This window comes from Betaproteobacteria bacterium (assembly GCA_016709965.1).
Taxonomy (GTDB): domain Bacteria; phylum Pseudomonadota; class Gammaproteobacteria; order Burkholderiales; family Rhodocyclaceae; genus Azonexus; species Azonexus amarohabitans.
The window spans coordinates 2,094,213-2,106,394 of sequence record JADJLT010000001.1; the positions used below are offsets into that span (position 1 = coordinate 2,094,213).

The following is a 12,182-nucleotide window of genomic DNA, read 5'->3' on the forward strand; positions in this document are numbered from 1 at the left end:
GTTTTTTCGAAGCATATCCTTTCAGGCGGTAGAGCGCAGCGTGTAGGCGAGACTGAGGCGCAACGGAATCTGGGCGGCGGTAAATAAGTCGGTCAGTTCGCTGTTCGTCATCGTCGCCGGAACGACGCTGACCCGGCCGCTGCCGGCCTCAAAGACGGGAGTTTCGAGCAGGGCCAGGCGGGCTGATTCCAGAGCGCCGACGGTTTCGCCATCCAGGCTGGTGCTCGACAGCACCAGAAAATGGATGACCGGCGGCGGTACGCGCAGCAAGGGGTCATCGCCCGGCAGGCGCGAACTGCGTACCCGTGTATCTTCCTCGATGCGCCACGGCCAAATGTAAAGCCCGGGGGCATCGTCCGGTCGGCTGATGCGGACGGGAAGGGGAGCGTGCTTGGCAAGAACCTGGCACAAGGCGGTGAGGCGGGAAAAAAGGGGCATAACGTTCTCCTGAACGTGCCGGGTGGACTTTCAGGCTAGCACAATGCAGCCTAAACGGCAGCGTGCTTCAGGCTTAGCGGCAGTCCGGCGGCCACCAGCGTGACCTGATCGCAGACGCCGGCAACGCGCTGATTGATGCGTCCCTGTTCATCGGCAAAGAGGCGCGACACTGGATGCATGGGGACGATGCCCCAGCCGACTTCGTTGGACACCAGAATGATGTGGCCGGGGAGTTGCGGCAGCAGTTCGATCAGGGCGGTGGTTTCGTCGCGGAACAGTGGGCAGGCGATGGCTTCACCAGCTTCGGCCTGGGCCGCTGCCTTGCCGGCAAAGAGCAGGTTGGAGAGCCAGAGGGTCAGGCAGTCGACCAGCACACAGGTATCCGGCGCTGCCAGTTCGCGCAGGCGGGCGGCGAGGTGCAGGGTTTCCTCGACGCAGCCCCAGTCGGCCGGGCGCCGTTCACGGTGATGGGCGACGCGGCGTGCCATTTCGCCATCAAGCGCTTGCGCCGTGGCGAGGTAGACGACGGTCAGGCCGGAGGCGAGGGCACGCTGTTCGGCCAGCTGGCTCTTGCCCGAGCGGGCGCCGCCGAGGATCAGTTCTTTCATGGGCTGCACTTTAGGTGATTGCGCACCGAACGAGCAAGCCGGATAATTCGCCCCGATTCGACGTAACGGAACCCGGTGCGAGGCAACTCAATGCCGGGGCGGGCCCGCCGCTGTAATCGGGGACGGATGCTGCAACAGGCCACTGGTGAAAACCGGGAAGGCGCAGCGAGCCGGCTGATCCGAGAGCCAGAAGACGTGTCGAATCCTCTTGGGAAGCCTGTGGACAGGGTTTCGCGGCAGCGTTTTGGCGAATTCGCCAGACCTCGTCGCGAGGCCCTTTTTCTTTTGGAGAATCGGATGCATTCGTTTCAGATCACCGCCCCGGACCGGGCAATTGAAAATTCGCTGAAAAATAGGGTTGACCGTAAGACCAAGCCGCTCGGCGCCCTCGGTTTGCTCGAACGCACGGCGATCCAGATCGGCCTGATCCAGCAACGTCTCGATCCGGCGTTCGATCAGCCACACCTGTTGGTCTTCGCCGGCGACCACGGCGCAGCCAAGGCTGGCGTCTCGGCCTATCCGCAGGATGTGACCTGGCAGATGGTCGAGAACTTTCTGGCCGGCGGCGCGGCGATCAACGTCTTTGCGCGGCAGAATGAACTGCATCTGGCCATCATCGATGCCGGCGTGGCTCATGATTTCGGTAAGCGGGCCGGGCTGATCAACGCCAAGGTGGCGCCCGGCACGGCCAATTACATCGAAGAGTCGGCAATGACCGCCGAACAGTGCGTTGCAGCAATCGAGCGCGGGGTGGAGATCTGCCGCAACCTGTCGGCCAACGGTTGCAATCTCGTCGGCTTTGGCGAAATGGGCATCGGCAACACGGCAGCTGCTTCGCTGATCACCCATTGCCTGACCGGCACGCCGCTCGCCGAGTGCATCGGACGCGGCACCGGGCTGGACGATGCCGGGCTGGCGCGCAAGCAAGTGCTGCTCGAAACGGCGCTCAAGCGTTATCGCGCCGCGGGCGGCAGCAACGACCCGCTGGCGGTGCTGGCCGAATTTGGTGGGTTCGAGATTGCCATGATGGTCGGTGCGATGCTCGGTGCCGCCGAACAGAAAATGACGCTGCTCATCGATGGCTTCATCGTCGGCTCGGCCGCCTTGACCGCGGCGCAATTGGCCCCGGCGCTCACCGACTACTGCGTGTTTTGCCACCGCTCCGCGGAGCCGGGTCATTCAGCACAATTGCAGGCGCTTGAGGCAGAGCCGCTGCTCGATCTTGGCCTGCGTCTCGGTGAAGGCACAGGCGCGGCGCTGGCGTATCCGCTGGTGCTGGCCTCGGTGAATTTCCTCAACGAAATGGCCAGCTTCGAGTCAGCCGGGGTTTCTGACAAGGCATGATCCGCCGCGAGCTGGCCGCCTTCTTCGCCGCCATCGGCTACTTTACCCGCTTGCCGGTGCCGGGCTGGGTCGGTTACTCGGCTGACGGCCTGAGCCGGGCGGCGCGCTATCTGCCGGCCATCGGCCTGCTGGTCGGCGGCTTGGGCGGGCTGGTGTTCTGGCTGGCTCAGTACGTCTGGCCGCAGTCCGTGGCGGTGGTGCTCGCCATGGTCGCCACCATTGCCCTGACCGGCGCCTTTCACGAGGATGGTTTGGGCGATACCGCTGACGGTCTGGGCGGCGGCTGGGACAAGGCGAAAATCCTGACCATCATGAAGGACTCGCGGGTGGGCAGCTACGGTGTGATTGCCATCGTGCTTGCCCTGCTTGGCAAATTCGCCTTGCTGGCCGCGCTGCCGGCCGGTCAGGTGCTGGCGGCGCTGGTCGCCGGCCATGCCGTTTCGCGTGGCTGTGCTGTGAGTTTGATGGCGACGATGGATTACGCCCGCGATGACGAGGCCAGCAAAGCCCGACCGGTGGCTACCCGGCTCGGCATCGGGTCGCTTGTCTGCGCGCTGTTTTTCGCCGCCTTGCCCTTGCTGTTGCTGGACCCTCAACAGCGCTTGCCGGCCGTCGCGCTGGCGGTGGTGGCCACCTTCTGGCTCGCCGCCAAATGCCGCCGCTGGCTGGGCGGTTACACCGGCGACTGCCTGGGCGCGGTGCAGCAACTGGCCGAAATCGCTTTCTACCTTGGGCTGGCGCTGAAGTTTTGATTGCGTGAGTCAGCGGATGCCAAACGAGGCATTTCCGCGGTCAACCGGAAAAAATGCCCGAAATCGAAAATTTTGTCGGGGCTTCGGAAGGTGTTCGACAGCCGATTTGCCGTTAAGCTGGTGGCATTGTCAGAGCGCACCGAGCATGGAAAAACCCTACGCCCCCTCCACTGAAAAGAACCGCGACCCCATCCTCGCCGTGCTGCGCGAGGTTTTCGCCGATCGTCGGCAAGTGCTGGAAATTGGCAGCGGCACCGGTCAGCACGCCATCCATTTCTGCGCCCAACTGCCGCACCTCATCTGGCAAACCGCCGACCGGCCGGATTTCCTGCCCGGCATCCGCGCCTGGCTGGACGAGGCGGCGCTGCCCAATGCCATGCCGCCTCTCGAATTCGACGTTCTCGGCCCATGGCCTGGCGCTCGCTACGACGCGATCTACAGCGCCAACACCTTGCACATCATGTCCTGGCCGGCGGTCGAAGCCTTGTTTGCCGGCCTGCCCGACGTGCTGCTCCCGGGCGGCCTGCTCTTCATCTACGGCCCCTTCATGGTCGATGGTCGCCACACCAGCGAAAGCAACGCGCGCTTTGATCGTATGCTGAGAGAAACGGCGCCGCATCAGGGCGTGCGTGATGTGGCAGACCTTGATGCGCTGGCCCGGCAGGTAGGACTGGCACTGGTCGAGCAAAGGGAAATGCCGTCGAACAACCAATGTTTGATCTGGCGGATGAGCGGCGCGGGTGAGTGACTGTATGCGCCTCCACCTGATCCGCCATCCCAAGCCGCAGATCGAAGCGGGCATCTGCTACGGTCAACTGGATATTTTGGCCAAAATCGAAAATTCCGATTTGGTGCGTCTGCGCGCTGAATTGCCGCCCGACTTGCCGGTGTGGAGCAGTCCGCTGCTGCGCTGCCGGCAACTGGCCGAACAACTGCATCCGCAGCCGATTGTCGATGCGCGGCTGGCAGAGATGAATTTTGGCGAATGGGAAGGCCGCACATGGCATGACATTCCGCGCCACGAACTTGATGCTTGGGCGGACGACGTCACGGGGTATGCGCCGCCCGGTGGCGAGTCGCCCACCGCTTTGCAAAGACGGGCGCTGGATTTTGTTGCCGGGCTGGACGTGCCTGAGGCGGTGATCGTCACCCATGCCGGGGTGATCCGGATGTTGCTGGCGCATTGGCAGGGCTTGCCCGCAGCACAATGTCTGGCGCTGAATTTCGACTATGCCGCGGTGACGACGGTTGCGTTGTCTGCCGACTCGTCCGTCGTGATTCGCGTGAATCGGTAGAATGTCGACTTTCGTTTCCGACGACAGAACCCTGTGACCCAAACTTCGACCTCTGCGTACTCCAACCGGCTCATCTATCGTCGCCTGCTGACCTGGGTGCAGCCGCATTGGCGGATTTTCGCACTGGGCGTGCTTGGCATGGTGTGTACGGCATCCACCGAGCCGCTGTTCCCGGCCTTGATGAAGCACCTGCTCGACAGCGGTTTCGTGGCCAAGGATGAGCGGGATATTGTCCTAATCCCGGCCGCGATGATCGCGATTTTTGTTTTCCGCGGCATTTCGACTTACATGAGTGGCTATTCGATGGCCTGGGTGGCGGCGCGGGTGGTGCTGGACCTGCGGCAGGCCATGTTCAGGCGCCTGCTGAGTCTGCCGACGGGGTTTTACGACGACCAGTCGACCGGCGTGCTGATTTCCAAGGTGGCTTATGACGTGACCAATGTCACCCAGGCTGCGACCGGGGTGCTGACCACGGTCATTCGCGATTCGCTGACCATTCTCGGCCTGCTCGGCTTCCTGCTGTATCTGGACTGGAAACTGACGCTGATTGCACTGACGGTCGGCCCGGTCATCCTGGGTGTCATCAAGGTTTTCAGCAAGCGACTGCGCGCGGCGAGCCGTTCCGGTTACTCGGCCATGGGCTTGATTACCCACATTCTCGAAGAAGCCGTGGGCGCGCACAAAGTCGTCAAGATCTTCGGCGGCCAGAAATACGAAGCAGCCCGTTTCGACGAGGCGACCAACGTTTACCGCCGGGCAACGATGCGGGAGGCTGCCGCAGCGGCGGCAACGGTGCCATTGACGCAGGTGGCTGCATCGACTTCGGTGGCGATCATTACCTATCTGGCCTTGCGCCAATCGGCTGGCCCCGGCGGCACGACCGTTGGTGAGTTTCTTTCATTCATCACGGCCCTGCTGATGTTGCTGGCGCCGGTCAAGCGGCTGACTGATGTCAGCAACCCGTTGCAGCGCGGCTTGGCAGCGGCTGAAAGCGTGTTTCAGGTGCTCGATGAAATTCCGGAAGATGACAACGGGCGTGTCGAACTGCCGCGATCAACCGGCCATTTGCGTTTCGAGCAGGTTGGCTTCACCTACCACGGTGCGCCGCGCCCAGCCCTTGAGGATGTCAATCTGGAAATCCTGCCGGGCCAGACCGTGGCCTTGGTCGGCCCGTCGGGGAGCGGCAAGACTTCAATGGCGGCGCTGATCCCGCGTTTTTATCACCTGAGTTCGGGGCGTCTGGTGCTCGATGGACATCATCTGGAAGAACTGAAGCTGGAAAGCTTGCGCGCCAATATCGCGCTGGTCAGCCAGGATGTCGTGCTGTTCAACGACACCGTGCGCGCCAATATTGCCTACGGGATTTCCGGGCATGCCGATGAAGCGCAAATCATCGCCGCGGCCAAGGCGGCCAACGCCTGGGAATTCATCAGCCAGATGGACAAGGGGCTGGACACCGAGGTGGGCGAAAATGGCGTCAAGCTGTCGGGTGGTCAGCGGCAACGCCTTGCCATTGCCCGAGCCTTCCTCAAAAACGCGCCGATCCTGATTCTTGATGAAGCGACATCGGCACTGGATACAGAGTCGGAACGGCAGATTCAAGGCGCACTGGATACGCTGATTCAGGGGCGGACCACCATTGTCATTGCGCACCGCTTATCAACCATCGAGCGCGCCGACTTGATCGTCGTGCTTGATCAGGGACGCATCGTCGAGCGCGGTCGCCACGCCGAATTGCTGGCACTGGATGGTGTGTATGCGCGACTGCAGCGCTTGCAGCGCGAGACGATTACAAGCGACCTGCTAGTCGGTAGCGCAGACGCTTGAGGAAGAAGAACGGCGCCAGCATCCAGGGCGCCGCCGCATAGGTCAGGATGCGAAAGCGATAATCACCGGGAACGGTCGTGTATTGCCGGCAAAAACGGATTTTTTTACCAAGGCTCTCGGCGGCAAACATGTGCTCAATGAAGTTTTCCTTGTCCAGTTTTTGTTCCAGCACTGTCAAGGTCATCGGGCTGGCACCGAGTTTCCGCGCATCGTCCAGCATGCAGCGCAGTTCAGTCCTCGAACTGTTTAGTTTTTTGGTCAGGCCGCGGATGACGGCGGCCGCATTCAGAGATTTTCGCTGGCTGGAGAGGCCACCACGCCGGTAATTCACCAACGGTACCGGTAACGTGACGGCCGACGCGCTGCCGATGGCACGAAACGCCATCACCATGTCCTCGCCGACGATGCCTTTGGGGATGCCGCCAAAGCGGTCGAACAGGCGGCGCGTCCAGGCCTGGGCGGCGCCGATCACGTGAGGGGGCGAGCGGCTCCAGTCATCCAGTGATTGGTATTGTTCCAGCTGGCTGATCTGGATGGTGCCGAGCATCTTTCCGGACTGGTCCATGTCGAAAAGGTAAGCACCAATCAAGTCAGGTTTGCATTCGTGCCCAACCCAGACGCTGACCATGGTACTGACGCGTGCTGGTAGCGAGACATCATCACCACCGGCAATGAAGATCAGTTCCCCGGTTGATTGCCTGACAGCCTGATCGATATTGCCGCCGATCCCGAGATTTTCCGGATTTCGCAACAGCTTGATCCGATGCGGCCCGGTGTAATCATGCAAAGACGCATTAATTCGCTCCCAAGTTGCATCTTTGGAGGCATCGTCCGAGATGACGATTTCCAGATTGGGATAGTCCTGCGCAATGGCTCCGGCGATGGCTTCGCCGATGTAGTCTTCTTGGTTGTAGCTGAGGAGAAGCAGGGTGATTGGGGGGTGGGAAGGATGGTTCATTTTGAATGCTCGGCTGCCAGTAACTCGAACAGCGTAGCGAAGTGCTGGGCGACAGAAAACGGATAGTGGATATATTGCCCGGGGTTGTCGAGAAGGCTGAGGGTGCCGTTATTAAAGCGCTCGAGCGCTTTTCCCAGGACAGTGCGAAGGGCTGGCATGTTTCGTTCGAAGCGTAGGCAAGCCGCTTCCGAAAGCACTTCAGCCGCCCCAACGGTGGTCGAGAAGATGGCGGGCGTTCCGCAAAGAATGGCTTCGGGGCCGACCAAACCGAAGGCTTCGTAATGAGAGGCCAGAATCACTGCGTCGGCGGCAGCGTATAGTTCGGGCATGTCCTGCCGGAAGCCGAGATTGATGACATTGGGGGCGTTGAGTGGGGTTTTTCCGGCCACGACCAGACGAACCCGAGGGTCGAAATCCGCAAGTGCCTCCAGAATAAGATCCGCACCCTTCAGCGCGTGATTGTTGGAGGGGAAGAGCAGCATCAGTTCGTCACTCGAAATGCCAATCGCCTGGCGTGTCCGGATTCTTCCAGACCGTGCGGCGAGAGAAAATTTTTCGGTATCTACGGGCGGGTAGAGCGTGGTGATCTTGCCGGGGGCGATGTCGTAGTGCTCAACGATTTCCCCTGAGACCTTGGCCGAATGGGAGATGATTCTTTTCGCATCGTGATAGAGCGCTTTCTCGCGAGCAATGGTGGCGCGATCGAAAAAGCCGATGCGTTTTTTGCCGCGATCGAGCAAGTGGCCAAGGTGGGTTCCGCCAACGATGGCCATGTGCGCACCGGGCACCCGTGAAATTGCAATGCATGGCCAGTCCATCCGGCATTTGGATAGCGCATGGCGTTCGAAAAGGTAGGTATTGACACGAGAAAATGGTGTTCGGTCGCGGATGACGATGAAATCGACGCCAGTCGGCAGTGTTCCCGGCCATGCCAGTTTTCGGGTGATGACCCGAGCCGGGATATTTTGCGCAGCAGCATAAGAAATCAGATCAAGTACATGCCGTTCCATGCCGCCGCCCGGACGAATGGAGTGAAAAATCAGATTGAAGCCTGGTAACGAGGTCATGTCGGTGGTGTGATCTGTAATACTTGCGGCAACCGGTGTCGGGCGCTCGCGTCGGCGAAAAGGCGCGGAAAGTGTATCATCCGGCCAACCATGAGAGCCGCCCGGTAACCGACGAGTTTATGATTGCATCCGCATTTCCCCCGCCCAAGCGCGTATTGGTTATCCGCTTGCAAAACCACGGCGATGTCTTGCTGACAACACCGATATTTACTGCCTTGAAGCGCCATTTCCCAGGTGTGGAGGTGGATGCACTGGTGTTTGCCGAAACGCTACCCATGCTTGTGGCCAATCCGGAGCTGACCTGTGTCTGGCCCTTGCCGCGAGGTAAGCAGGCTGGTCGCGGATTAGGTCGGGTCACCGCGTTCGTGAAACTGATGATGGGCATTCGCCAGCGCCATTACGATTGGGTCTTGCATCTCAATGATCAATGGTCAGGCGCATTTGCTGCTGCGATCAGTGGCGCGTCTGTGCGCTTTGGTTATGAAGTTGAGAAGCGCGATTACTGGTTGTGGAGAAAAATATTTCCACAAAGAATCGTGCCGACTTTCGCCGGGCACATGGTCGAGAAAAATCTGGATGTGCTGAAAGCGCTGGGTGTGCCGGTCGATACCCGAAACCTGCCTTGTACCATGGCGTTTTCCAATCAGGATGCTGCTCTGGTGCGCCAAAAACTGGATGATGCGGGCGTGGCCGGACGCTACATTCTGGTTCATCCGACTTCACGGTGGTTTTTCAAGTGCTGGGAGGATGATCGCTTTGCTGAAGTGATTTCCGCATTGGCAGCATCAGGTTGGCAAGTTGTTCTGACGTCAGCCCCGGACCAACGCGAATTAGATCTTGTGGGCGGCTTGCTCCGCCGAGTGAATGACCCCAAGGTGGTTTCACTGGCCGGGCAATTGACGCTGCCTGCACTTGCCGCAGCCATTGCCGGATCGGCGTTGTTTATTGGCGTGGATTCGGTACCCATGCATATGGCGGCGGCGCTAGCCGTCCCTATCGTTGCGCTGTTCGGGCCCACGCACGTTCATATCTGGCGGCCCTGGAGCGATTGTGCCGAGGTGATACATGCCGCCGACTACGGCCCGTTGATTGCGCCGAATGATGTTGATACTTCGACCGACGAGCGCTATCTGTCGAACATTCCCGTTCAGCCGGTGCTCGATGCCATCTGGCGTCAGTTGGAACGCACGGTGGATCAGAAACAGGTGATCGATGCTGCGTGATCGTTCTGCTCAGGGAATGTTGCGACTTGCCGGACTATGTGTCCTGCTGTGCTACCCGATCATGGCAATCAAGTGGTTGCCTTTTGGTGGTGGGGCGCGCTATCTGAGCGTTCTCGCCGCCCCCGTCGGTCTGCTGATGCTGGTGCAAACACCGCGCAACGAGTTGAGAGGCCTCCTGCTCTCGGCTTGGCGCTTTTCGCTGCCGTTTTTGCCTTTTGCCCTGGGATGGACTTTTGCTCAAATCTGGCATGCGTATCTACCGGCAGATATGAACCCGCCGACGCGCGTGCTCTGGTGTGCGCTGCTGTTTGTCGGCGCGCGGGAGTTAGGGATCAGCTATCGCCATCTTGCAATTGCCGCAGGTATTGCTGCCATGACCTATTGTGCGGTCGCAATGATCGAGGTCTATGGTCTGGGCAGAGAGCGCGCATGGGGTGGAACCTATGAAAATCGTTTTGGTCAGTTTGCGATATGGATGGCGGTATTGTGTTGCCTTCATGTTTTTTTTGGCAGGACAGGGGATCAGTCCCGTTCGCTGAATGCGTTTCTATTGACCGCCGCTGTTTTGGGTGTTGTCGCCACCTTGTTGAGCGGCTCGCGAGGGGCGTTGGGTGCCTTGGTGGTGATGATTATATTGTTCGTCTTGAAGGCCAGAGATTGGCGCAGGGGCTTGATTGCTGCCATAGCCATGACGACGGCCCTGGTTGCTTTTTGTCTGCTCTATGAGCCGATGTACGCAAGGGTAGCCCTGATTTTTCAGGAAATTCGAAGCTACTTCAATGATCCGGAATTCAAGCCGACTTCCATTGGCATTCGGCTTGAATTCTTCCGTATTGCTTACCTGACTTTGCTGGATCATCCCGTGTTTGGCCCGGGTTATACCTCGCTGAAGCAGTTGTATGACACTCATCCGGCATTTGGTACGCCTCTCCCGGAAATGCTTGGTATTCCCGGATTTCACAACGACTGGGCGCAAGCGGTGGGGATCGGCGGCGGCATGTTGCTGTTGGCGCAAGTGACAACTTGCATCTGGATGGGGATTTCAGCGCGCCGGGATGTTTTCCGCTGGGCATTTCTCGGGTTTGCCGTGGTCTTCAGCTTCAGCGAGATTTTTTTCACCAACAAGATGGGCTTGAGTCTGCTGATGGCTAGTTGGGCTCTCTATTCGGCTGCCGGTCAGAATCAGCGCGACACGGTATGAGAGCAATCAAAAAATTTCTATTCCGCCAAGCGGAAAGGCGCCTGAAAAAAATTTCTGCCCTTTATCGGGGGCAAGCCAGATTCAAATTGCATTATCCGGGGAAGTATTCATTCGGGATTGGCAGCTACGGCTTGCCCAAGGTTCATGATTGGGATGAAGGCAGTACGCTTTACATTGGTGCTTATTGTTCAATCGCATTGAATGTCCAGATATTGCTTGGTGGTCATCATCATGTCGAATGGCTGACGACTTACCCGTTTTCTGCAATGTTGCCCGGGAATATGCCGCATTCCGAGTTTAGCCGAGGCGATGTGGTGATCGGGAATGATGTATGGCTGTGCATGAACAGTACCGTTCTTTCAGGCGTTACGATTGGACATGGTGCTGTTGTTTCGGCCGGTGCTGTGGTGACCAGGGATGTCGAGCCTTATTCAATTGTGGCGGGGAATCCGGCGCGACATGTACGCTGGCGCTTTGACGAATCAACGCGTGCCAAGCTGCTTCAAATAGCTTGGTGGGACTGGCCTGTTGAAGAAATGGAACGAATTGCACCTATTTTGTGCAGCAGTAATATCGATGCATTGATTGACTACGCGGGGCAACGTTAATGCTCTACGGCCTTGTCTGAGATCGACAGCTTATTCATGGAAAGTACAAAAGGAATGTCCGTTATGCCCAAAGTCACGGCCTATATCATCGCCTTCAACGAAGCGGAGAAGATCGCTGCTGCGGTGAATAGCGTGCTGTGGGCGGATGAAATCATCGTTGCGGATTCGGGTAGCACCGATGGCATGGTGGAGATTGCCGAAGGGCTTGGCGCACGCGTTATCCAGATTCCGTTCAAGGGGTTTGGCGACTTGAGAAATCAAGCCATCGCGGCGTGCACCAACGACTGGATCTTCAGCCTGGATGCCGACGAGCGTTGTACGCCGGAGGCGCGTGACGAGATACTGAAGGTTATTGCTGACCCGGCCAGTGTCGACATTTATTTCATGCCGCGTCGCAATTTTTTCATGGGGCGCTGGATCAAGCATTCAGGCTGGTATCCGAACTATCGGCAACCGCAACTCTTCCGCCGGGGCAAGATGGGCTATACGCTCGAACCTGTGCATGAGGGCTACATCTCGCACAGTGAGCTGCCGGAAGGCCATCTTCAGCAGCCCATCTGGCAATTGCCTTTCAAAAACCTGGATGAGGTGGTGCACAAGGTCAATCGCTACTCCCGGCTGGGTGCCGAAAAACTGGCGTCGCGTGGGCGTACCGGCAGCATGGGGCGTGCGTTTACCCATGGCAGCTGGGCCTTCATCAAACACTACGTCTTCAAGCTGGGCGCGCTCGATGGCTGGCCGGGCTTTGTCATCGCTTTCGCCTACTTCGAGCAGACGTTTTATCGCTATGCCAAAGGCTTCGAGATGGATCAGAACTGGAAAATGCCCGAAAGCGGGCCGCTGAAACGCAATCCCTGATTG

General features: G+C 59.1%; 13 protein-coding genes and 1 riboswitch. Of the genes, 9 read left to right on the plus strand and 4 right to left on the minus strand.

Annotation, left to right across the window (positions count from 1 at the left end):
* Positions 1–21: 21 nt before the first annotated feature.
* Positions 22–438 carry a DUF4255 domain-containing protein gene (locus tag IPJ12_10330; protein ID MBK7647543.1) on the minus strand — a complete coding sequence of 139 codons (417 nt, stop codon included), beginning with the start codon at positions 436–438 and terminating at the stop codon, positions 22–24.
* A 50-nt stretch (positions 439–488) separates the two neighbouring features.
* Positions 489–1,046, minus strand: coding sequence for a bifunctional adenosylcobinamide kinase/adenosylcobinamide-phosphate guanylyltransferase (gene cobU, locus IPJ12_10335; protein MBK7647544.1), 558 nt, complete (start codon positions 1,044–1,046; stop codon positions 489–491).
* A 41-nt stretch (positions 1,047–1,087) separates the two neighbouring features.
* Positions 1,088–1,264: riboswitch (cobalamin riboswitch) on the plus strand.
* A 79-nt stretch (positions 1,265–1,343) separates the two neighbouring features.
* Here cobU and cobT point away from each other — a divergent pair.
* From cobT to msbA, 5 genes are all read left to right on the plus strand, one after another.
* Positions 1,344–2,390, plus strand: a complete 1,047-nt coding sequence (gene cobT, locus IPJ12_10340) for a nicotinate-nucleotide--dimethylbenzimidazole phosphoribosyltransferase (protein MBK7647545.1) — start codon at positions 1,344–1,346, stop codon at positions 2,388–2,390.
* Entirely contained in the window at positions 2,387–3,142 is a 756-nt protein-coding gene (locus IPJ12_10345; protein ID MBK7647546.1) for an adenosylcobinamide-GDP ribazoletransferase, read from the plus strand. Before cobT ends, IPJ12_10345 begins: the two co-directional genes overlap by 4 nt.
* A 145-nt stretch (positions 3,143–3,287) precedes the next feature.
* Positions 3,288–3,890, plus strand: coding sequence for a DUF938 domain-containing protein (locus IPJ12_10350; GenBank protein MBK7647547.1), 603 nt, complete (start codon positions 3,288–3,290; stop codon positions 3,888–3,890).
* Between the two features lie 4 nt (positions 3,891–3,894).
* Positions 3,895–4,437, plus strand: a complete 543-nt coding sequence (locus IPJ12_10355) for an alpha-ribazole phosphatase family protein (GenBank protein ID MBK7647548.1) — start codon at positions 3,895–3,897, stop codon at positions 4,435–4,437.
* A gap of 33 nt (positions 4,438–4,470) precedes the next feature.
* A complete protein-coding gene (gene msbA, locus IPJ12_10360) occupies positions 4,471–6,264 on the plus strand; it encodes a lipid A export permease/ATP-binding protein MsbA (GenBank protein MBK7647549.1) in 1,794 nt (597 codons plus the stop codon).
* Here the strand turns inward: msbA and IPJ12_10365 are convergent.
* Both IPJ12_10365 and IPJ12_10370 read right to left on the minus strand, forming a co-directional pair.
* A complete protein-coding gene (locus IPJ12_10365; GenBank protein ID MBK7647550.1) occupies positions 6,227–7,222 on the minus strand; it encodes a glycosyltransferase in 996 nt (331 codons plus the stop codon). The genes msbA and IPJ12_10365 overlap by 38 nt on opposite strands.
* The gene (locus IPJ12_10370; GenBank protein MBK7647551.1) at positions 7,219–8,289 is read right to left on the minus strand and encodes a glycosyltransferase family 4 protein; all 1,071 of its coding nucleotides are present in this window, start codon (positions 8,287–8,289) and stop codon (positions 7,219–7,221) included. Before IPJ12_10370 ends, IPJ12_10365 begins: the two co-directional genes overlap by 4 nt.
* Positions 8,290–8,456: 167 nt before the next feature.
* Between IPJ12_10370 and rfaQ the strand changes: the two genes are divergently transcribed.
* From rfaQ to IPJ12_10390, 4 genes are all read left to right on the plus strand, one after another.
* Positions 8,457–9,512 carry a putative lipopolysaccharide heptosyltransferase III gene (rfaQ, locus tag IPJ12_10375; GenBank protein MBK7647552.1) on the plus strand — a complete coding sequence of 352 codons (1,056 nt, stop codon included), beginning with the start codon at positions 8,457–8,459 and terminating at the stop codon, positions 9,510–9,512.
* Entirely contained in the window at positions 9,502–10,713 is a 1,212-nt protein-coding gene (locus IPJ12_10380) for an O-antigen ligase family protein (GenBank protein MBK7647553.1), read from the plus strand. Before rfaQ ends, IPJ12_10380 begins: the two co-directional genes overlap by 11 nt.
* Positions 10,710–11,321, plus strand: a complete 612-nt coding sequence (locus tag IPJ12_10385; protein ID MBK7647554.1) for a CatB-related O-acetyltransferase — start codon at positions 10,710–10,712, stop codon at positions 11,319–11,321. The genes IPJ12_10380 and IPJ12_10385 overlap by 4 nt, the downstream gene beginning before the upstream one ends.
* Positions 11,322–11,384: 63 nt before the next feature.
* On the plus strand, positions 11,385–12,179 hold the full coding sequence (locus IPJ12_10390) for a glycosyltransferase family 2 protein (GenBank protein ID MBK7647555.1): 795 nt from the start codon (positions 11,385–11,387) through the stop codon (positions 12,177–12,179).
* The last annotated feature ends 3 nt before the right edge of the window (positions 12,180–12,182 follow it).